General features: G+C 58.3%; 23 protein-coding genes. 7 read left to right on the forward strand and 16 right to left on the reverse strand.

Annotated features, from left to right (window positions below):
* Nucleotides 1-49: 49 nt before the first annotated feature.
* Complete coding sequence (locus ALO64_RS12910; RefSeq protein ID WP_002553155.1) at nucleotides 50-391, reverse strand: I78 family peptidase inhibitor; 342 nt, start codon at nucleotides 389-391, stop codon at nucleotides 50-52.
* Nucleotides 392-700: 309 nt separating this feature from the next.
* On the opposite strand from ALO64_RS12910, the gene ALO64_RS12915 reads away from it, so the two are divergent.
* Nucleotides 701-895, forward strand: coding sequence for a hypothetical protein (locus ALO64_RS12915; protein WP_002553154.1), 195 nt, complete (start codon nucleotides 701-703; stop codon nucleotides 893-895).
* A 27-nt stretch (nucleotides 896-922) separates the two neighbouring features.
* Here the strand turns inward: ALO64_RS12915 and ALO64_RS12920 are convergent, their stop codons facing one another.
* The 8 genes from ALO64_RS12920 to ALO64_RS12955 form a co-directional block, all read right to left on the reverse strand.
* Entirely contained in the window at nucleotides 923-1,948 is a 1,026-nt protein-coding gene (locus ALO64_RS12920; protein WP_002553153.1) for a nucleoside hydrolase, read from the reverse strand.
* Nucleotides 1,949-1,970: 22 nt separating this feature from the next.
* Entirely contained in the window at nucleotides 1,971-2,375 is a 405-nt protein-coding gene (gene rbsD, locus ALO64_RS12925) for a D-ribose pyranase (RefSeq protein ID WP_044343789.1), read from the reverse strand.
* A complete protein-coding gene (rbsK, locus tag ALO64_RS12930; protein WP_044343788.1) occupies nucleotides 2,372-3,292 on the reverse strand; it encodes a ribokinase in 921 nt (306 codons plus the stop codon). Before rbsK ends, rbsD begins: the two co-directional genes overlap by 4 nt.
* Before the next feature lie 30 nt (nucleotides 3,293-3,322).
* Entirely contained in the window at nucleotides 3,323-4,339 is a 1,017-nt protein-coding gene (locus tag ALO64_RS12935) for a LacI family DNA-binding transcriptional regulator (protein ID WP_044343787.1), read from the reverse strand.
* A 1-nt stretch (nucleotide 4,340) separates the two neighbouring features.
* Complete coding sequence (locus ALO64_RS12940; protein ID WP_044343786.1) at nucleotides 4,341-5,333, reverse strand: ABC transporter permease; 993 nt, start codon at nucleotides 5,331-5,333, stop codon at nucleotides 4,341-4,343.
* The gene (locus tag ALO64_RS12945; RefSeq protein ID WP_005732589.1) at nucleotides 5,330-6,883 is read right to left on the reverse strand and encodes a sugar ABC transporter ATP-binding protein; all 1,554 of its coding nucleotides are present in this window, start codon (nucleotides 6,881-6,883) and stop codon (nucleotides 5,330-5,332) included. Before ALO64_RS12945 ends, ALO64_RS12940 begins: the two co-directional genes overlap by 4 nt.
* 53 nt (nucleotides 6,884-6,936) lie before the next feature.
* Entirely contained in the window at nucleotides 6,937-7,857 is a 921-nt protein-coding gene (locus ALO64_RS12950) for a sugar ABC transporter substrate-binding protein (protein WP_369812058.1), read from the reverse strand.
* A 233-nt stretch (nucleotides 7,858-8,090) separates the two neighbouring features.
* The gene (locus tag ALO64_RS12955) at nucleotides 8,091-8,315 is read right to left on the reverse strand and encodes a YgdI/YgdR family lipoprotein (protein ID WP_002553145.1); all 225 of its coding nucleotides are present in this window, start codon (nucleotides 8,313-8,315) and stop codon (nucleotides 8,091-8,093) included.
* Between the two features lie 133 nt (nucleotides 8,316-8,448).
* On the opposite strand from ALO64_RS12955, the gene ALO64_RS12960 reads away from it, so the two are divergent.
* The 3 genes from ALO64_RS12960 to ALO64_RS25685 all read left to right on the forward strand — a co-directional run bounded on the left by ALO64_RS12960 (nucleotide 8,449) and on the right by ALO64_RS25685 (nucleotide 9,877).
* A complete protein-coding gene (locus ALO64_RS12960; protein ID WP_004662361.1) occupies nucleotides 8,449-8,700 on the forward strand; it encodes a DUF1654 domain-containing protein in 252 nt (83 codons plus the stop codon).
* Between the two features lie 4 nt (nucleotides 8,701-8,704).
* Nucleotides 8,705-9,406 carry an endonuclease gene (locus ALO64_RS12965; protein WP_005732586.1) on the forward strand — a complete coding sequence of 234 codons (702 nt, stop codon included), beginning with the start codon at nucleotides 8,705-8,707 and terminating at the stop codon, nucleotides 9,404-9,406.
* 234 nt (nucleotides 9,407-9,640) lie between these two features.
* A complete protein-coding gene (locus ALO64_RS25685; RefSeq protein ID WP_002553142.1) occupies nucleotides 9,641-9,877 on the forward strand; it encodes a DUF6555 family protein in 237 nt (78 codons plus the stop codon).
* A gap of 77 nt (nucleotides 9,878-9,954) precedes the next feature.
* Here ALO64_RS25685 and map read toward each other — a convergent pair whose 3' ends face one another.
* From map to ALO64_RS12985, 4 genes are all read right to left on the reverse strand, one after another.
* Nucleotides 9,955-10,746, reverse strand: coding sequence for a type I methionyl aminopeptidase (map, locus tag ALO64_RS12970; RefSeq protein WP_044343785.1), 792 nt, complete (start codon nucleotides 10,744-10,746; stop codon nucleotides 9,955-9,957).
* Nucleotides 10,743-11,000 (reverse strand): ParD-like family protein, encoded by a 258-nt coding sequence (locus ALO64_RS12975; protein WP_002553140.1) that lies wholly within the window; start codon nucleotides 10,998-11,000, stop codon nucleotides 10,743-10,745. The genes map and ALO64_RS12975 overlap by 4 nt, the downstream gene beginning before the upstream one ends.
* An 87-nt stretch (nucleotides 11,001-11,087) precedes the next feature.
* Nucleotides 11,088-11,297, reverse strand: coding sequence for a hypothetical protein (locus tag ALO64_RS12980; RefSeq protein ID WP_004662355.1), 210 nt, complete (start codon nucleotides 11,295-11,297; stop codon nucleotides 11,088-11,090).
* 102 nt (nucleotides 11,298-11,399) lie between these two features.
* A complete protein-coding gene (locus tag ALO64_RS12985) occupies nucleotides 11,400-12,431 on the reverse strand; it encodes an Ldh family oxidoreductase (protein ID WP_044343784.1) in 1,032 nt (343 codons plus the stop codon).
* 255 nt (nucleotides 12,432-12,686) lie between these two features.
* Here ALO64_RS12985 and ALO64_RS12990 point away from each other — a divergent pair, with 255 nt between their 5' ends.
* Entirely contained in the window at nucleotides 12,687-13,715 is a 1,029-nt protein-coding gene (locus ALO64_RS12990; protein ID WP_002553138.1) for a FecR family protein, read from the forward strand.
* Between the two features lie 228 nt (nucleotides 13,716-13,943).
* Nucleotides 13,944-14,336 carry a Fe2+/Zn2+ uptake regulation protein gene (locus ALO64_RS12995; protein WP_044343783.1) on the forward strand — a complete coding sequence of 131 codons (393 nt, stop codon included), beginning with the start codon at nucleotides 13,944-13,946 and terminating at the stop codon, nucleotides 14,334-14,336.
* Nucleotides 14,337-14,369: 33 nt separating this feature from the next.
* Here ALO64_RS12995 and ALO64_RS13000 read toward each other — a convergent pair whose 3' ends face one another.
* On the reverse strand, nucleotides 14,370-14,558 hold the full coding sequence (locus tag ALO64_RS13000; RefSeq protein ID WP_005779813.1) for a hypothetical protein: 189 nt from the start codon (nucleotides 14,556-14,558) through the stop codon (nucleotides 14,370-14,372).
* A 243-nt stretch (nucleotides 14,559-14,801) separates the two neighbouring features.
* Between ALO64_RS13000 and ALO64_RS13005 the strand changes: the two genes are divergently transcribed.
* Nucleotides 14,802-16,610: a monovalent cation:proton antiporter-2 (CPA2) family protein gene (locus ALO64_RS13005; RefSeq protein WP_002553134.1), complete on the forward strand. Its 1,809-nt coding sequence runs from the start codon at nucleotides 14,802-14,804 to the stop codon at nucleotides 16,608-16,610.
* 42 nt (nucleotides 16,611-16,652) lie between these two features.
* Here the strand turns inward: ALO64_RS13005 and ALO64_RS13010 are convergent, their stop codons facing one another.
* Nucleotides 16,653-17,579: a glycosyltransferase gene (locus ALO64_RS13010; protein ID WP_044343782.1), complete on the reverse strand. Its 927-nt coding sequence runs from the start codon at nucleotides 17,577-17,579 to the stop codon at nucleotides 16,653-16,655.
* A gap of 87 nt (nucleotides 17,580-17,666) precedes the next feature.
* Nucleotides 17,667-18,878, reverse strand: coding sequence for a molybdopterin molybdotransferase MoeA (locus ALO64_RS13015; RefSeq protein ID WP_044343781.1), 1,212 nt, complete (start codon nucleotides 18,876-18,878; stop codon nucleotides 17,667-17,669).
* Between the last annotated feature and the right edge of the window lie 4 nt (nucleotides 18,879-18,882).

Here is an 18,882-nt window from a genome sequence, read left to right on the forward strand (position 1 = left end):
TAACCCCGTCACTGACGGGGTTTTTTATGCGCCACAGAAAAGTGCCGACTCAACCGCAGTTGATGCGTGTCACCTTTCCCGAAGCGTCGGTATTAACGTTTACCCGCTCGGATCGGTATTCCAGCGTAACCATATCGTCAGGCCCGAGAATGCGGGCATCCTGAGAACCGGTACGGGCGCGCACTTGTGACAGAAGGTCGATGGACGCTGGCTTGCCGATTGCGAACTGGCCAAGCCCTGCATCACAACGGCCAGGTATCGCGTTACTGGCGGATGCGGGTGCGTCTGCCTTGACGGACGCTTCAGCGCCCTTATCAGAGGACGTGCTGCTGCATCCGGCCAGCAACGACGCCACGACCACAAAACCCAATGTTGCGAACTTCCGGGGCATACACCCTCCTCTGCCAATAAAACATTCCAGACCTGTCCGACCGCACTCAGGCGCGTTGGTTGCACACCTCAGTTGAGAAGCCATCGGTAACCTGTTGATCTGCCTGGGCCGAGAGTCTGCCTTGGGATCACACAAGGCGCGCGGTGAAATCGTCACAAAACGTTTACAACCTATGGCCATAGACTCGGACTATCGGGATGAGATGTAAGTAGAAGTGTCAAAATGTGCGCGGGATGGTTTACTGCGAGAGACGCAAGCGCCGGGAAGCGAACAGCGTAGTGCGTGACCCTTTACTGGAGATCAACAGACATGACAGCCATAACTCTGGATGCAGACATCAAGGCCAGATGGCCTCAGGGCCACTGCTCGCACAGCCCCGGAAACCCGGAAGAGCTGATGATCATTGCCGTCGACCTGCTGATCAAGGAACTGGGCACCGAGGGTGCCCGCGCCTTCATCAGCCAGGTACTGAGCCGTTATGCCACGGCAGGGCTGCCGGTCTGATGCACCTGTTGCAGCCCGCGTGATGGGTTACTTCAGTCGCGCCAGACGCTCGGTCAGCAGATCGAAGAAACCCTGAGCGTTGCCATTCTCGACCCAGAATACATTCTGCGGCTGCTTGAGCGTGCCGTACCAGTCAGCCACCGTCTGGCCGAAACCAATGCCCTCGCGGGTGTCGACCGCAACGTTGATCTGCCGCCCGGAAAACAACTCGGGCTTGAGCAACCAGGCAATGACACTGGCATCGTGAACCGGACCACCAGGCAAGCCGTAATGCTCCATGTCCAGTTTGACGTATTCATTGAGAATGCCGTCGACCAGCTTGCCGGCGTTATTGCCCAATGCGGCAATCTGCTTGAGGCGTTGTTCGCTGGTCAGGATCTTGTGGGTCACGTCCAACGGTACGTAAGTAAGCTTCACACCACTGGCCAGAACGATCTGCGCAGCATGCGGGTCAGCAAACAGGTTGAATTCGGCAACCGGCGTAATGTTACCGCCGTTGAAATGCGCCCCCCCCATGACCACCACTTCCTTGATGCCCTGGGTGATTTCCGGTGCCTGTACGAGCGCCAGCGCCAGGTTGGTCTGCGGACCGAGCATGGCGATAGTGATGCTGTGCGGCTTGGCCTTGCTCAAGGTGCGGATCAGGTAATCGACTGCATTACCGTCGGCCAACCCCTTGGCTGGCTCATGCACGGGCACGCCGGGCAACCCCTCCTGACCGTGAACGTTTTCGGCGTAGATAGGTGTGCGCACCAACGGTTTGGGCGCACCGGCATACACCGGCACTTCTTCACGCCCGGCCCATTCACGCGCCAGCCTGGCATTGCGCGAGGTCTTGTCCAGACGGACATTGCCGGCCACGGTGGTGATCGCCATCACGTTCAATTCTTCGGGTGACGCCAGCGCCAGTAGCAGCGCAACGACGTCGTCCGCGCCGGGATCGGTATCGATGATCAGATCACGCTTTTCTGCCGCCTGAACGGCAGCGCTACTCAGTATGGACAAGAGCAATGCTCCACGAATGAACTGTCTGGAAAACTGCATCAACGTCATATGAAACTCCCTTTCTTGATGGCTAGAACACAACTCCGGAAACCAGCGCAACATTATTGTACGGCTGGCATTCTCCGGTACGGATGATTGCCCTGGCCTTGCGGCTCAATACTTTCAGGTCCTCATGGCTTATCCAGCGCTGCTGACCCAATTGATCATCGAGGTTCAGGCTTTCGATGACCTGCAATGCGGGCGGCTTGACCTCGGCCATTTCGCTGGCCAGCACATGGCTTTCGACCTGCATCTCACTCAGCACCACGTCCAGCACACTGACGAAATCAGGTACGCCGCGAGTCAGCGCCAGGTCGATCAGCTCGACGCCTGCCGGTACTGGCATTCCAGCGTCGACGATCATCAGGATGTCGCCATGCCCCAGCGACGCAATGACGCGAGACAGGGCAATGTTGAGTAGCGGGGTCTTTTTCATAGTGAATCGAATTCCTTTACTTCCTCGAACGTCGGGATGGACGGCTGGGCACCCGCGCGGGTCACGGATATGGCTGCCGCGGCCTGACCGAAGCGAATGGCCTGCGATTCACTCTGACCCGCCGCCAGTGCTGCGGCAAAACCACCGACAAAGGTATCACCTGCAGCGGTGGTGTCCACGGACTGTACACGACGCGCAGGGATATGTTCCACGCCCGCAGCACTGGCGAACAGGGTCCCGCGCTCACCCAGGGTAATGATTACGTTGCGCGCCCCGGCCGCCAGCATGGCCGCTGCCGCCTCTTCAGCCGCCGCCGAGGAGTCGACAGTCACACCGGTCAGGGTCTGCGCCTCGCTTTCATTGGGGATCAGATAGTCGATCAGGCCATACCAGTTTGCCGGCAAAGGCTCGCTGGCCGGGGCAGGATTGAGAATGACGGTCTTGCCCAGCGCGCGGGCGCGGGTAAGGGTGTGGAAAACTGTTTCAGTCGGTACTTCAAGCTGGCAAATGACGATCCCGGAACCCGCCAGCAATGCGTCGAAACGCTCGATCAATGCCGGAGTGAGCCGACCATTGCCTCCAGCAACGATGACAATTGCATTCTGACTGCTGGCGTCGACCACAATCGAAGCGATCCCGGTGGACACGCCTTCAACGACCGTCACGGCCTGACAGTCGATATGCTCGGCCAGCAGTGCTGCACGCAGCTGTTCCCCGTAGGCATCGGCACCCACACAGCCGATCATCGCCACACTGCCACCCAGGCGCGCTGCGGCAACTGCCTGGTTGGCGCCTTTACCGCCAGGCACGGTGTCGAACGTTTCCCCGCTCAGCGTCTCGCCGGGGCGCGGCAGGCGCTGGGCGCGGATGACCAGATCCATGTTCAGACTGCCCACTATCACTATTTTTGCTTGCATGGCTCATTAATCCGTTGCTGTGCGTGCGCGTCATTCATTGGACAAAGTGTTCGGCGCTGCCGTGGACTCGCGCACCACGACGCAAGGCGTCACGAGTCTTTTTTCGACAGGAACTGTATGCGGTGCGGCGATTCGGTTTAACAACATTTCGGCGGCGGTTTCGCCCAGTTGCATGATCGATTGCCCCACGGTGGTGAGGGCCGGATAAACGTAGCGGCTCATCTGAATGTCATCAAAGCCGATGACCGACAGATCCTGAGGCACGCGAATCGAACGCTCGGCGGCAGCGCGCAGCACACCGATGGCGATGACATCGTTGCCGGCAAAGATCGCTGTTGGCGCATGACCGGCCAGCAGCAGCTTCGCAGCCGCATGGCCAGCCGAACTGGTAAATTCGCTGTGCACCGCCCAATCCGGGCCGACCTCGACGGATGCCTGCTGCATGGCCCGCCGATAACCCGCCAGGCGCATCTCGGCGACCATGCTGTCACGCGGCCCGCCAATGCAGGCAATGTGACGATGCCCCAGATCAAGCAGATGTCGGGTTGCCAGCCAGGCACCCTGCTCGTGATCGATGCGCACCATGTCAGCTTCGATGCCTTGCAGCTCGCGGTCGACGATTACCAGCGGCGTGCGCACCTCGGTGAGGCCACAGGCGACGCTGGCATCACCCGCCACAGACGAGACAATCAACCCGTCAACGCGCTTTTCCAGCAAAACACGCAGGTAACTGCGCTGTTTTTCCGGGTTGTCGTCGGAATTACAGAGGATCACGCAAAAACCGTTGCGCTCACAGTAGTCCTCGATGCCCCTCGCCAACTCGGCGAAATACGGATTTATACCGTTGGGAATCAACAGGCCGATAGTCGATGTGCTCCTGGCCTTCAGCGAACGCGCCACAGCGCTGGGCACATAATCGAGCTGCGCGATGGCCGCCTCGACCTTGAGCCTGACCGGCTCGCTCACCGGCCGGGTCTTGTTCAGCACATGGGAAACCGTGGTGTACGAGATTCCCGCCAGCGCCGCGACATCCTTGATAGTCGCCATATCAGCCCTGGCACCGTGCCCGGTGACTGCGGTAGGTGTCCAGCACTACTGCGATCACAATCACCGCACCAGTGATGATGCGTTTGGTCGGCTCGGTCGCACCGATCTGCGCCAGGCCTGCGGCCAGTACCGAAATGATCAGCACGCCGAAAAAAGTACTGATGATCGAACCGCGCCCGCCCATCAGGCTGGTGCCACCGATCACGACGGCGGCAATCACTTGCAGCTCAAGCCCGGCACCGGCATTCGGATCAGCCGCTTCCAGTCGCGATATCTGAAACAGCGCCGCCACACCGGCCAACAGGCCCATCAGCGAGAACACCAGAATCTTGTAGGGTTTGGGATTGATACCGGCCAGACGCACCGCTTCTTCATTGGTGCCGATGCCGATCAGGTAGCGACCAAAAACGGTACGGGTCAGCACCGCCTGAGCAATGAAAATAACCAGCAGTGCGATGATGAAGGACGGCGCGATACCGAACGCGATCGGGTCAGACAGCCAGGCGAACGAATCACCGATATAAGCGGTGCGCGAATTGGTCATCTGGTAGGCCGCGCCACGGGCCATCTCAAGCACACCGAGGGAGACGATGAACGAAGGGATGCGCCAGGCAACAGTAATGGAGCCGGTAATCGTACCGGCCAGGGTCGCGCAGGCGATGCCTAGCAAGGCGGCCGGGAACACACTCCAGCCCCAGCCCAGGATGGCCACACTCACAGCCGAAGCAGCCAGCGCCAGCACCGACCCAACGGACAGGTCGATACCGCCGATGATGAGGATCAGCGTCATGCCGACCGACAGCACCATCAGGTCAGGGATCTGGTTGGCCAGCATGCTGAATGTCTGATAGGACAGAAAGTGATCGCTGAGCAGGGAAAACAGCACGATCATCACCAGCAGCGCACCCGCCAGCCCGATGTAGGTGCCAAGACCAAAGTAATTGCCGCCGCGACGGGCCGGCACGGTCAGCGTCGGAGAAGGAGTATTTTTCATAAGTCGTTCCTGGGCGCGGCGTCATTGAGCAGCGCGTCACGTTTCTGATAACCGGCAAAGGCAGCGGCAAGCAATTGGTCCTGGGTCCAGCTGTCGCGCTCGAACGTGTCGATCAGGCGACCGGCAGACAGCACACCGATACGATCGCAGATCAACATCAGTTCGCGCAGATCACTGGAAACCACCACCAGCGCCCTGCCCTGACGGGTCAATTCGGCCAGCAGCGCGTAGATATCGAATTTGGCACCGACGTCGATACCTCGGGTCGGTTCGTCGAACAGCATCACTGGGCAATCACGTTCCAGCCAGCGACCGATCACGACCTTCTGCTGATTACCGCCTGACAGCTCGGAGACCAGCTGGTCCGGACTGGAACTGCGAATACGCATGGCAGCCACCTGGCGCTGCGCCAGCTTCAGTTCGTCATCGGTGTTGACCAGGCCTGCTCTGGAGATCGAATGCATATTACCCAGCGCAATGTTGGCGCTGATTGACTGCGACATCAGCAGTCCTTCGCTCTTGCGGTCTTCCGTGATCAGGGCAATACCGTGCTCCACGGCGTCCGAGGGTGAACGGATGGTGACGGCTTGCAGTGGCTGCCCAACTTCAATCGCACCACTGTCGGCAACATCTGCACCGTAGATCAGGCGCAGCAACTCGGTGCGCCCGGCACCGATCAGCCCGGAAATACCGAAGATTTCACCTCGTCGCACATCGAACGAAACATCCTGAACCTTGCCGGCACGACTGAGCCCCTTGACTGACAGCGCTACTTCGCCAATCTGCCGGGCGCCCATGTCCATGTGTTCGCCAAGTTCACGGCCGACCATCAACGTGACCAGTTGCTCGCTGTTGTAGCGGGCAATCGGCTCGACGCACACCAGCTTGCCATCGCGCAGTACGGCTATGCGCTGAGACACTCTGGCAAGCTCCTCAAGCCGGTGGGAGATGTAGATGATCGAGACACCACGAGCCTGCAGCCGCGTGATCTGCTCGAACAGCATTTCCACCTCGCGTGAGGTGAGCATGGCAGTAGGCTCGTCGAGGATCAGCACATGGCAGTCGCCAACCAGGTTGCGAGCGATCTCGACCATCTGCTGATGACCGATGCCCAAATCGCCGACCAGCGTATCGGGATCAATAGCGTCCAGACCCACCTGAGCCATAGCCTTGATCGCATTTTCACGCAGGCGCTTGCGGTCGATCCAGCCAGCACGACGCGGCAGGTCGTCAAGGAACAGGTTTTCGGCAACGGTCAGGGTCGGCAGCAGGTTCAGTTCCTGCATGACCATGCGAACCCCGAGCTTTTCGGCCTGGGTACGACTCGCAGGTTCATAAGGCTGCCCTTGAAACTCCATGCGCCCGGTAGTGGGCGTCACCAGGCCGCCAATGATTTTCGACAAGGTGCTTTTACCGGCACCGTTTTCCCCGGTCAGGGCCAGCACTTCGCCACGCATCAACGTCAGATCGACGTCACCGAGCACGGGTTGAGCGTAGGTTTTACCGATGCCACTGACCGAAAGAACAGCTGTCTGAACAGACGCTGACATAGATTTCTCCCAGCGCCCGTCCTTCAAGGACGGGCACCTTTACGCGGCGTGGATCAAGGTTTGGTAACGAGCTCTACCGGCGTTTCGATGACGCCTTTTTCGTTGGTGTCGACCTTCTCGCCTTTGACCAGCTTCAACGCAGCTTCAATACCGAAGACCGCTTGTTTGGCTGCAAACTGGTCAGCAGTGGCCAACACTCGGCCATCCTTGAGCATCGGTTTGATCGCGTTGATGTTGTCGTAACCCACCACCATGACCTTGCCAGCCTTGCCTGCTGCACGCACCGCAGAAACCGCCCCCAGGGCCATGCTGTCATTGCCGGCCAGCAGGGCCTTCAGGTTCGGGTATTCATTGAGCATCGCCGAAGCAACGGCGTTGCCCTTGTCGATTTCCCAGTTGCCAGACTGCACAGACACGATCTTCATCTGCGCCTTGTCCATGGCATCCTTGAAACCGGCGGTGCGTTGCTGAGCGTTAGTGGTGGTCGGCACGCCTTCGATAATGCCGACTTCGTCACCGCTCTTGAGTTGCTTGGCCAGGTAGTCGCCTACCAGCTCGGCACCTTTGCGGTTGTCCGGCCCCACGAACGGAATCATCAGGCTTTTGCTTTTGAGCACGTCGGGATCAAGCTGGTTGTCGATATTGACGACTTTGATACCGGCGTCTGTAGCTTTCTTGAGCACCGGCACCAACGCCTTGGAGTCGGCAGGCGCGATCACCAGGGCGTCGACTTTGGAGACAATCATCTGCTCGACGATACGAATCTGTGCAGAGGTGTCTGACTCGTCCTTGATCCCGTTGGAAATAAGGTCGAAGTCGGTGGCGTGCTCTTTCTGATAAGCCTTGGCACCGTCTTCCATGGTCAGGAAAAATTCATTGGCGAGCGACTTCATCACCAGTGCGACCTTGGGTTTTTCAGGCGTCTGAGCGTATGCAGCAGAGAGGGGCATGACTGCCGTGACAGCAGCGAACATGGCGACAGCGAGAAGGCGTCCAGCAAATGGCAGCTTCATGAGTTCATCTCCGATCTTGTGATTATTGTTCGGGCGAACGACGCAGGGTCGATGCAATACATCAACACGCAAACGTTTGCGAGGGATGAACTATGAAAAAACCCGCAGGGTTTGTCAATCCATCGGAAATGAAATCTGTGTGTACTGCTCGCCCCCAACCGCACAGGGAACGAGCATTAGCGTTCAGTCGGATTTCACTCCTCCGGTCTGACCGTAGCCACTTCGTCGGCCTTGATCCGGACTCTCTTGCCGGAGATGTCTTCAAACTCGTAGAAACCATCACGACTCTTGGTCTTGGGCATGTCCTTGGTGATGTATTGTGTGCCGTTCTGAAGCGTGACGACCGAAGGCGTGGAACAGCCTGCCAGCAGTACAGCAGTTGCGGCCAGTAACGGAAATGTCAGTGACTTGATATTCATGCGCGACTCCGGGAGCGTTGGTTTTTCAAGACAATAGTGTGCCATTTCAAGCGCTTTATCTTACATAGATGTTGCGAAAGATCCGACACTGAAATACTGTATGCCCGCACAGCGAAAATCAGGAACCCTATCCGTGGCCAAACAAACCGCAGCGACCGCCTCCACTCCCGGCCCTTACGAGCGCATGGGCATGCGGGTACAGAAGATCATCAACTCGCCTACCGCTCAGAAATCCAGGGCTGCCCTGCTTTTTCGTCAACCGGATGAGTCAGAGGACGACTGGGCGCAGCTTCTTGAAGAAATAGCCGAGAACGACAACGTCACCCTCGCCTGGCGCGACGATGGTGGTGTGCAAATATTCTGGACGTTGCCGAAGGAAGACTGACGGCATGATGTTTCGATTCTCGACACTGCTTTGCACCACCCTGCTCATCACCGCTTCATTCAGCGCTCAGGCCCAAGCTCCGCGTACTTTCAGCGAAGCCAAGAAAGTCGCCTGGGGGTTATACGCACCACAATCGACCGAATTTTACTGCGGCTGTAAATACACCGGCAACCGGGTCGATATTGCTGGCTGCGGCTATGTCCCGCGCAAGAGCGCCAAGCGCGCCAGTCGCATTGAATGGGAGCACATTGTTCCAGCCTGGCAGATCGGCCATCTGCGCCAATGCTGGCAGAACGGCGGGCGCAAAAACTGCACAAAGACCGATGCCGTTTATAAACGCGCCGAGGCAGACCTGCATAACCTGGTACCCAGCATCGGCGAAGTGAATGGCGACCGCAGCAACTTCAGCTTTGGCTGGGTACCCGAGCAAAAAGGCCAGTACGGTTCTTGCCTGACGCAAGTGGATTTCAAGGCGAAAAAGGTCATGCCTCGCCCTTCCATTCGCGGCATGATCGCCCGTACCTACTTCTACATGAGCAAGCAATACAACTTGCGCCTGTCGCGTCAGGACCAACAGCTTTATCAAGCCTGGGACAAGACTTATCCGCCCCAGGCCTGGGAGCGCCAGCGCAATCAGCAGGTCGCCTGCGTTATGGGTCGGGGTAATGATTTTGTCGGCCCGGTAGACCTCAAGGCATGTAAATGAGGCTTGTTTCAAAACAGAAGATCTTCGTTTGGATGACCATTGGGTCATCCATTCATGCGTTTGAGTGAATCCAAAACCACTCATCGGACAACTGGCAACCACATCTCGAAACAACGCGATTTTCGTTCTACGCTCTGAAGACAGCAGCGTGACCGGAGAAGGCTTCTCGCGCATGCCCCACTGGAACAATCACACTATTTTGATGGCATGCCGTCAGGCTTACGAGCAGGAAAGATGAATCATCAAACGGAATTTGAAATTCACTATCAGTTCAATGGCGAACCTCGTTGCTTTCTGCACCAGACCAGGCAAATGTGCCAGTGCGACGCATTGCACTGCGCAACGCTACACGCCGGCGTCGGCACAGTGAGTGGCAATATGTCTGCTGGGCCGATAGGAATGGCGACCTTGCAAGCCGAGCGTTTTGGCGTAACAGAAGTACGCTGGAAAAGATCTTCGCCGCAGTACTGAAACATCACCCCTGATCAAAAAAATGGCCTTTCGACAAGGCCATTTTTTGTGTACATAAATCGCCAGACCACTGACGTTTAAATGGCAGGATAATCGCCTGTCCCCTCAGGCCAGGGCGTCAGCAGTTCAAAACCGGTCGAAGTGACTGCAACCATATGCTCCCATTGCGCAGACAATGAAAGATCGCTGGTCAGAACCGTCCAGCCATCCGGCAAGGTACGAGTACCGGCCCTGCCGGCATTGATCATCGGTTCGATGGTGAACACCATGCCCGGCTTTAGCCTGAGGCCCTTGCCCTGAGCGCCGTAGTGCAGAACCTGAGGCTCTTCATGGTACTTGCGGCCAATGCCGTGCCCGCAATATTCACGCACCACACTGAAGCCTTCACGATGAGCGATGCTCTGAATGGCATAACCGATATCACCCAGCGTCGCCCCCGGACGCACTGCATGAATACCGGCGCGGGTTGCTTCGTAGGTCGTCTCGACAAGACGTTTTGCCAAGGGGCTGACCTCGCCGACCAGATACATACGGCTGGTATCGCCGTACCAGCCATCCTTGATGACCGCGACATCGATATTGACGATATCGCCATCTTTCAGAATATCGGTGGCAGAAGGTATGCCATGACAGACCACTGCATTGGGAGAGATGCAGGTGGTCTTGGTAAAACCGTGATAGCCCACATTCGCGGGAATCACTTTCAACTCCTTGACGATGTACTCGTTGCAGATATCGTCCAGCGCTTCGGTGCTCACGCCAGCCTTGACGTAAGGCGTGATCATTGCGAGTACATCGGCAGCCAGCCTGCCGGCTATGCGCAACTGCACAAGGTCCTGTCCGGTCTTGATACCGATGGCGCTGCTCATGAGGCCGCCTTGGAAAGGCTGGACGCAGAAAGCTCTGCAACGTTGAAGTTCGAAGCAGTCAGCACCGTGCCGCCTGCGTTCTCGATACGGATCAACATCTGGCAGATCTCGCTGTAATCCAGTGCCGGGTGCAATTCGGCAAGCATGCCGATGCGCATCCAGTGCTCAGCCTGCGCATTGATGGAGCGACTGAGCGCAACGCTGGCAGAGCGCAGGTTGGCGTGCATGTTTTCGGAAATCTTTACCAGACCCATGATTCACCTCAAATTGAATATATGAAGCATATACGTTACATATACTCACAATCAACCCGAGACGCATCATGGCCGCTACCAGCCGCACTATTCCATTGCGCTGGCCTGACGGAATTCGCCACTCGCGCGGGCTGCCGCAATGGCTATCGATACATCCTGCTCGTAGCCATTGAACTGACGAAGACCTGCCGCCAGCCGGAGGAAATCCTCACGCTGCATTTCATTGACGGTAGAGAGGGTACGATGCTGCTGAGCAACCGGGCTTTGTACTGACGTTTGCACTGACTTAAGGGACATGACAGACCTCATTCGTTTTTTACTGTTCATGCATACAGTATTTAGAACCGAGCGCCGACACAAGACTGACTGCGACGAATGGTCAGCGAATTTGTAAACGGCTCAACCGCCCGCCAGACCCTGCAAGCGTTCCAGATCAGCCTCAGCGATGTCGATACCGTGCGCCATCGACCGCGCACGCTCGCTGTAGCGTCGGTCCCCCGGCAGTCGCTCCTGCCCTGCCCCGTGGAGCTGCCTTACCAGTTCCTCGCTACGCAGTGCAAAATGCTGACCGCTGCCTTTGTCCGGATCGATGACGATCAGCAGCTGGCCGGTCCAGGGTGTCCGCGCGCCGGGATGCTTCGACCAGTCGAACTCAAAAGAGAAATTACCGCCTGTCAGCCCTGCCGCCAGCAGTTCGACCATCATCGACAATGCGGAACCCTTATGACCGCCAAAGGGCAGTAGTGCCCCGCCATCGAGAATGGTGCGAGGATCTTCAGTAGGCCGGCCCTCGCGGTCCACGCCCATACCCGCTGGTAGCAATCGCCCTTCCCGCGCTGCGATCTGAACATCACCATGGGCAATGGCGCTGGTTGCCAGGTCGAAAACAACAGGCTCGCCCCCCGCACGCGGTGCAGCGAAGGCAATAGGGTTGGTGCCGAACAGGGGCTGACGCGCACCGTGTGGCACAACGCAGGTCATACTGTTGACCATGCTCAGGGCGACCAGCCCCTGTTCGGCGAAAGGTTCGACATCCGGCCACAGCGCGGCAAAGTGATGAGAATTGCGTATCGCCAGAACCGCAATCCCGGCACTGCGCACTTTGTCGATCAGCAATGAACTGGCCGCCGCTAGCGCAGGCTGGGCAAAGCCGTTGCCGGCGTCGACCCTGACAAATGCAGCACCGACATCCTCGATCAACGGCACTGCCTTGCGATCCACCCAGCCGCTGTTCAGCGATGAGATGTAGCCAGGCATGCGAAAGATGCCATGACTGTGCGAGCCGTCGCGCTGAGCGCTGGCGCAGTTCTCGGCAAGCACATCGGCAACCTCCGGGGAGGTGCCGTGTGCAAGGAAGATCCGCCGCAACAGATCTGTCAGTTGCTGATATGAAACGGTCCGGACCGGCTGATCGTTAGGGATGACGGACATCTGAGACTCCTGTTCATGTCATGGCAAGGTACCGGGAACAACCACACGAAATAACAGCACCGAGAGTAGCGCTGCAGGCCCTGCAAAAAAACTCCCTGCGCACTACGCGTACTCGATTGTCGCGGAAAGGTTTCAATGAGAGCTGCTTGCATTCACAAGGAATTACGCTGTGCGTTGACGGGTAATATCCTGCAAATGTTCTCTCTCCCTGACATCCAAGGGTAGAATGCGCCGACGGTATAGGCCGGAGCGCCCATGAGCGACCCTCTTTTCAGCAAGGCAGAACACGACGCGATCACCGATGCCGCTGCGCATTGGTGCATGCGCCTGCACGCCGAAGACTGCACCGCCGCAGAACGGAAAGCGTTCGAGCAATGGCTGAAAGCCCATCCTTTGCATGCGGTGGAGTATGAGGCGATGCGGGAAGTCTGGGACATTACCGGACAAATCGAACCGCTCAATCCGGCCCCGGCACTCCCGATTCAGGCTACACAGAGCAACCAGCCCGTACTTCGTCGCAAGCGCCGCGTGGCACCACTCGCGGCTGCCGCGGCGGTCATTGCTCTGGCTGTGCCGGTCACCGGTTATGTGGGCTGGAATCAGGGCTGGCTGCCTGACACCTACGAGTCCTACAACGCCGATACCGCGACGCGTCTTGTGGTACTGGCAGATGGCAGCCGTGCCGAACTGAACCTCGGCACCGAGCTGACCTACGCCAACTACAAGGATCGACGCAGCGTCACGCTGAAAAAGGGTGAGGCGTTCTTTGAGGTCAGCCACGACAACACACACCCTTTTGTAGTCGATGCCGGCAAGGGCAGCATCAAGGTCACGGGCACACGCTTCAATGTGTGGATGTATCAGGACCAGGTACGTGTAACGCTGGTCGAGGGCTCGGTTCAGGTCAGCAGTGATCGCGCACATCCGTCGTCAAGCCATCATCTTGACCCTGGCATGCAGGCCAGCTACAAGGCAGGCGACGACGCGCCCCTGATCAGCCAGACCGACACAAAGGATTCGAGCCTGGCGTGGCGTAATGGCAAGCTGATCTTCAATGATCTGCCTCTCAGCCAGGCCTTGCCACTGATCAATCGCTACCTGCAAACGCCTATTCTGCTGGCCGATACCGCAACCGGTGCCATGCGCCTTGGCGGCAGTTTCAACACGCGCGACCTGTCCAGCCTGCTGGCCTCTCTGCCCAAGGTGCTGCCGGTTTATGTCACGCAGAACCAGAACGGCAACCCGGTGCTCAACCGCCGGATACCCGACGCTCCGAAAGGCTGAGCGCTCTCGCGCACCTGACTGACGCAGAGCGATTTTGTATCCGCCGATAGCCGGATCAACCGTCCCCTCGCGACTGCCCGATCTTCATCTACCCTGAAACGCACAGCGCTGCGGCCACCCCGTGCGTGTTGGCGTTTTTATTTTTTTCCATTGATAACTGAGGTTTTGCTGCGCTCGTTCGTCTTAGTAACTGAGATTGTTTAAAAAAGCCTGAAAAGGAGTTTGTGGATGTTCAATCGCCAAGGAATCACGACTCGCACCCTGCTGCGCCAAACAGCACTGGCTGCGCAGGCACAGTCGCCCGCTCTGGAGACAGAGAGGCCCGGAAACGAGCACATCCGACTGCTCCTGAAAAGCTTTGGTCTGCGTACCAGCCTGGTCAGGTTCAAGGTGCTCGATGCGCTTCTGGTATCGAGCGAGGAAGGCCAGCCTTTGGGAGTACGGGGCGTGCACAGCCAACTGCTCAGGCTTGATGTACCGCTGTCGTTTCTAAGTGTGCGCGAAGTGCTCAAGCGCCTGTGCGATGAAGGCGTGATTCACCTCAATGACGACAAGACCTACAGCCTGCACCCTCGTGCCCGACAATGGCTGGGTGATGCGAGCAAGGATGGTGCCCAGTAAAACGGGCCTCGTCATCCTTGCCACTTGCCGCGCTTACCGCTTGACCTTGCGGCGCATGATCCCGTTAAGAATCACGACCAGTACGGCCACGCTGATTGCGATGTACTGAAAGGTTTTTTCGGTGATGACACCGCTGTTTTGCAGGTGCGACAAGCCCAGCATGATCGCCAGAACGCCGAGGGCGATCAGAATCGAGTAAATCAAACGCTGCTTGTTGGTCATAACGGTTTCCTGAATGCTCGTGAGCGGGCAGTTGGCACTGCCTGTTTGCGCGCATAGCTTACGCCGATGCGCGACGAATGGCATAGTCAGCCTGCCCTGCTCCCCTCCTTCGCATCCTTCACGCGCGCTCTATCAACCGCGTTGATTATTGTCATGCCGCGATGAACGTTGCCGTGTAAAACTCCCATGCTTTAATACCGCCCTGCTCAAACAGTGTGTTCAATTATTACCAAGGAGTTTTACATGCCCCATGAAGGCAGCCTGTTGCAGGCCGCAGTAGTGTTTCTACTCGCCGCCGTGCTGACAGTACCGCTGGCCAAGCGCCTGAAGCTGGGCGCGGTGATCGGCTATTTGTTCGCGGGAGTGATCATCGGCCCTTCGGTGCTGGGCTTGATAGGCGACACGGAGAGCGTCAGTCACATTTCAGAGCTGGGCGTGGTCTTGTTGCTGTTCATCATTGGTCTTGAGCTGTCGCCAAAGCGTTTATGGGTCATGCGCAAATCGGTGTTCGGCGTAGGCATGGCGCAGGTATTGCTGACGGGCCTGGTCATTGGCGGGATCGCGTTGTTTGCCTTCGGCCAGTCGCTGAACACTGCGGTCATTCTGGGTCTTGGCCTGGCGCTGTCATCCACAGCCTTCGGCCTGCAGAGTCTGGCCGAGCGCAAGCAGTTGAATAGCCCGCATGGCCGGATGGCGTTCGCTATCCTGCTGTTTCAGGACATTGCAGCAATTCCCTTGATTGCCATGGTGCCATTCCTGGCCGGGGCCGATCACGCAATGGACACCGGCGAAAGCATCAACCACGGCCTGCGCGTGCTGGGCAGCATTGCCATTGTGGTGATCGGCGGCCGCTATTTGCTGCGTCCGGTATTTCGCATCGTTGCCAAGACCAAAATCCAGGAAGTCTCGACCGCCACTGCCTTGCTGGTAGTGATTGGTACGGCGTGGCTGATGGAACTGGTGGGCGTGTCCATGGCGCTGGGCGCATTTCTCGCCGGTCTGCTACTGGCAGACTCCGAATACCGTCACGAACTGGAAGCACAGATCGAGCCGTTCAAAGGGTTGTTGCTGGGGCTGTTCTTCATCAGTGTCGGCATGGGTGCCAACGTCGGCTTGCTGCTCAGTTCGCCCCTCGCGGTGCTGGGCCTGACGCTGCTGTTGATCGGAATCAAGCTGCCGATGCTGTTCCTGATCGGTCGTACCGCTGGCGGTCTCAATAAGCGCAGCGCGCTGCAATTGGGCCTGGTGTTGGCAGCCGGTGGCGAATTTGCCTTCGTGGTGTTCAAGATCGGCAGCGCTCAAGGGCTGTTCGAGGCGGGGCTTTACGACATGCTGGTGCTGACCATCACCTTGTCGATGGCGATCACGCCGTTGCTGTTCATTGCCCTGGCGCGCTGGATCAAACCCAGGATCAAGCCTGTCGAGGTGCCGGACGAGTACCGCGATATCCAGACCGACAAACCACGCGTGGTCATCGCTGGCATGGGCCGTATGGGGCAAATCGTAGCGCGGATCCTGCGGGCGCAGAAAATCCCTTTCATCGCTCTGGATACCGCTGTGGAATCGATCGAGTTTTCGCGCAGCTTCGGCAATGTGCCGGTGTTTTATGGCGACCCGCTGCGCCCGGAAATACTGCGTGCAGCCAAGGTTGATGAAGCGGAATACTTCGTCATTGCGACGGATGATCCGGACACCAACATCAAGACCGCCGAGTTGATCCGCAAGCTGTATCCGCACATGAAGATCATTGCCCGTGCACGTAACCGCCAGCACGTTCACCGGTTGATGGACATTGGCGCTCATGCCGTGCGTGAGACATTCTATTCAAGCCTGGAGATGAGCCGTCAGACCCTGATGGGGCTGGGCCTGACCGAGGCACAGGCCGATGCGCGCATCAGTCGCTTCAAGCGCCACGACGAACAGGTGCTGGCCGCACAACATGAAGTGTATGACGACGACGCCAAGGTTCTGCAGACCGCCCGTGAAGCCAGGGCCGACCTCGCGCAACTGTTCGAGGCCGACCGTCTGGACGAAGAAGCTGCGAAAAGCTGATGTGCCAGACGCCGGGCGCTCAGCGTCCGGCGCAGGGTTCGGTCAGGCGTAAGGACTGTCCCAATAGCGCTTGTACATCCCGAGTTTTTTCTTCACACCACGGGGCAGGCGCTTTTCCTGCTTGCTCAGCTTGTAGGCCAGCAGCTTCAGCGCATTACGTACGAACGACATGGGCCACCAGAGAATTCGCCGGGGGCCGAGGAATTTAAGCTCGGACTTGACGTAACGCATGCCCTCGCCGCCGATGCCGCCAAAGGTTTCGTAGATCCACGCTTCACGGGACTGGAACACACCGATATCAAAGTAACGGCAAAACTCCTCACGCAGGCTGTAGTTATGCGAATGACGGCATACAGCCGAACCTTCATAGGCTGCTTTCCAGCCATCGATCAGCATTTTGGCGGTGACGTACATGTCTTCGGAAAGAATCACATGCCGGGGAAAGCCGCCAATCGCCCGCAACGCTTCACCGCGATAGGCCGCGAACGAGTTGGACATGAATGGCGTCTTGATGCCCAGCGTGCGTGCATCGGCCAGAGTCTTGATCTGCGACGTCGGAGGGTAATTGAACAACCGTGCATGCTGGGCCAGCAGGTTGGCGTTCTTGTGCGGCAATTGACGCCCGCAGACCGCGCCGACCTTGGGGTCTGCGAAAGGCAGCAGAATGTTGGCAATGGCATTGATATCTTCAACGTAGGCGTCTTGGGTCAGATAGACATAGACGTCGTAGTCGGGATGCAAATCGACCATCATCTGCCGGGTACCACCGTGGTTGAAGTCCTTGCTGTCGATGCGCAATACGTTGGCACAACGGGCTTGCGTCAGCTCCAGCGTGCCATCTGAAGAACTGGAGTCGACGATCAGTGTATCGAAGCTCGCAGTCTGCGTAGCCAGCGAGTCCAGTAGACGTTCCAGATCCTTGCGTCCGTTGTAGGTCGGGATCACACAAGCCACTCTCAATGGCGCCATAACAATACCCCAGGGCGAAGTCCGGTTGCCCAACTTGTCAGCGATGTTGAGAGTAGCTCATGCGTGCCCGCCCAACCATTAATCCACTCAGCCCAGCACTTCACTCAACGGGATGAAGTTGACCCAGTCCCCTTCGGCCACGGTTGAGCCTTCACGCACTTCAATCAGGCCGTCAGCCCAGGCAGCGCTGCGCAATACACCCGAGCTCTGGTTGCGATAGGCCACGGCCCTGCCCTGTTCCAGACGCCCGCGCAGGTATTCGCGACGATTGCCCGGGCGCGTCCAGACGAACCCTGCGGGCACCGGAAACTGCAACGGCGCTACGTCAATCACACCTTGGCGACGCAGCAGGTAAGCACGCGCCAGCAAAGCGAAGGTGACCAGCGTGGAGGCGGGATTGCCGGGCAGGCCAATCACCGGTACGCCACGAAAATGCCCGAAAGTCAGCGGTTTTCCGGGCTTGATGGCCAGCTTCCAGAGCGTCAGTTCGCCTTCCTCACGCAATGCGTGACCAAGGAAATCCGCTTCGCCTACAGAGACGCCGCCCGTGGAGAGGATCAGGTCGACATCGTGCAGATTCGCCAGCGCAGTACGAGTCTTCGCCAGATCGTCCGGCAGGATGCCTGCATCCACGACCTCGCATTCGAGTCGCTTCAGCCAACTGCACAGCAACACCCGGTTGCTGTTGTAGATCTGCCCCGGCCCCAATGGCTGACCTGGTTCAATCAACTCGTCGCCGGTGGACAGCACCGCGACACGCACCCGTCGGATCACCTCAAGCTCGGCGAGGCCCAACGAAGCGGCCAGGCCCAATTCAATAGGACCAAGCCGCGTCCCGGTCGCCAGTACGGTGTCGCCGACGCGGGTTTCCTGCCCCTGTGGGCGAATGTTCTGCCCAACGCTCAGCGGCTCGCTGAAGCACACGCGCTGATCCGCCAGCACCTCGGCGTTTTCCTGCATCTCGACGCAATCGGCACCTTCAGGCATCGGCGCACCGGTGAAGATTCGTGCACAGGTGCCAGGTGCCAGCGGCTCGGGTGCCTGACCGGCAAAGATGCGCTGGCTGACCGTCAACGGCTCGCCGCTCCAGTCCGCTACGCGCAGGGCATAACCGTCCATGGCGCTGTTCGGCCAGGGCGGCAGATCCAGAGTGGAGATCAGATCTACCGCCAGCACACGGCCTTCGGCATCGGCCAGTGGAGCACGCTGGCGATCAGTGATCGGCGTGGCCTCGGCCATCGCCAGCAGCCGTGCGATAGCCTCTTCGACAGGCAGCAAGGTTTTCGGCTCGTTGTTCATCAGC

It is taken from the genome of Pseudomonas meliae (assembly GCF_001400515.1).
Taxonomy (GTDB): Bacteria; Pseudomonadota; Gammaproteobacteria; order Pseudomonadales; family Pseudomonadaceae; genus Aquipseudomonas; species Aquipseudomonas amygdali.

What these genes read in the sequence shown, in the direction of transcription:
- ALO64_RS12910 (WP_002553155.1), bottom strand. Translation starts at nt 391, where the DNA reads ATGCCCCGGAAGTTCGCAACATTGGGTTTTGTGGTCGTGGCGTCGTTG.
- ALO64_RS12915 (WP_002553154.1), top strand. Translation starts at nt 701, where the DNA reads ATGACAGCCATAACTCTGGATGCAGACATCAAGGCCAGATGGCCTCAG.
- ALO64_RS12920 (WP_002553153.1), bottom strand. Translation starts at nt 1,948, where the DNA reads ATGACGTTGATGCAGTTTTCCAGACAGTTCATTCGTGGAGCATTGCTC.
- rbsD (WP_044343789.1), bottom strand. Translation starts at nt 2,375, where the DNA reads ATGAAAAAGACCCCGCTACTCAACATTGCCCTGTCTCGCGTCATTGCG.
- rbsK (WP_044343788.1), bottom strand. Translation starts at nt 3,292, where the DNA reads ATGCAAGCAAAAATAGTGATAGTGGGCAGTCTGAACATGGATCTGGTC.
- ALO64_RS12935 (WP_044343787.1), bottom strand. Translation starts at nt 4,339, where the DNA reads ATGGCGACTATCAAGGATGTCGCGGCGCTGGCGGGAATCTCGTACACC.
- ALO64_RS12940 (WP_044343786.1), bottom strand. Translation starts at nt 5,333, where the DNA reads ATGAAAAATACTCCTTCTCCGACGCTGACCGTGCCGGCCCGTCGCGGC.
- ALO64_RS12945 (WP_005732589.1), bottom strand. Translation starts at nt 6,883, where the DNA reads ATGTCAGCGTCTGTTCAGACAGCTGTTCTTTCGGTCAGTGGCATCGGT.
- ALO64_RS12950 (WP_369812058.1), bottom strand. Translation starts at nt 7,857, where the DNA reads ATGTTCGCTGCTGTCACGGCAGTCATGCCCCTCTCTGCTGCATACGCT.
- ALO64_RS12955 (WP_002553145.1), bottom strand. Translation starts at nt 8,315, where the DNA reads ATGAATATCAAGTCACTGACATTTCCGTTACTGGCCGCAACTGCTGTA.
- ALO64_RS12965 (WP_005732586.1), top strand. Translation starts at nt 8,705, where the DNA reads ATGATGTTTCGATTCTCGACACTGCTTTGCACCACCCTGCTCATCACC.
- ALO64_RS25685 (WP_002553142.1), top strand. Translation starts at nt 9,641, where the DNA reads ATGAATCATCAAACGGAATTTGAAATTCACTATCAGTTCAATGGCGAA.
- map (WP_044343785.1), bottom strand. Translation starts at nt 10,746, where the DNA reads ATGAGCAGCGCCATCGGTATCAAGACCGGACAGGACCTTGTGCAGTTG.
- ALO64_RS12975 (WP_002553140.1), bottom strand. Translation starts at nt 11,000, where the DNA reads ATGGGTCTGGTAAAGATTTCCGAAAACATGCACGCCAACCTGCGCTCT.
- ALO64_RS12980 (WP_004662355.1), bottom strand. Translation starts at nt 11,297, where the DNA reads ATGTCCCTTAAGTCAGTGCAAACGTCAGTACAAAGCCCGGTTGCTCAG.
- ALO64_RS12985 (WP_044343784.1), bottom strand. Translation starts at nt 12,431, where the DNA reads ATGTCCGTCATCCCTAACGATCAGCCGGTCCGGACCGTTTCATATCAG.
- ALO64_RS12990 (WP_002553138.1), top strand. Translation starts at nt 12,687, where the DNA reads ATGAGCGACCCTCTTTTCAGCAAGGCAGAACACGACGCGATCACCGAT.
- ALO64_RS12995 (WP_044343783.1), top strand. Translation starts at nt 13,944, where the DNA reads ATGTTCAATCGCCAAGGAATCACGACTCGCACCCTGCTGCGCCAAACA.
- ALO64_RS13000 (WP_005779813.1), bottom strand. Translation starts at nt 14,558, where the DNA reads ATGACCAACAAGCAGCGTTTGATTTACTCGATTCTGATCGCCCTCGGC.
- ALO64_RS13005 (WP_002553134.1), top strand. Translation starts at nt 14,802, where the DNA reads ATGCCCCATGAAGGCAGCCTGTTGCAGGCCGCAGTAGTGTTTCTACTC.
- ALO64_RS13010 (WP_044343782.1), bottom strand. Translation starts at nt 17,579, where the DNA reads ATGGCGCCATTGAGAGTGGCTTGTGTGATCCCGACCTACAACGGACGC.
- ALO64_RS13015 (WP_044343781.1), bottom strand. Translation starts at nt 18,878, where the DNA reads ATGAACAACGAGCCGAAAACCTTGCTGCCTGTCGAAGAGGCTATCGCA.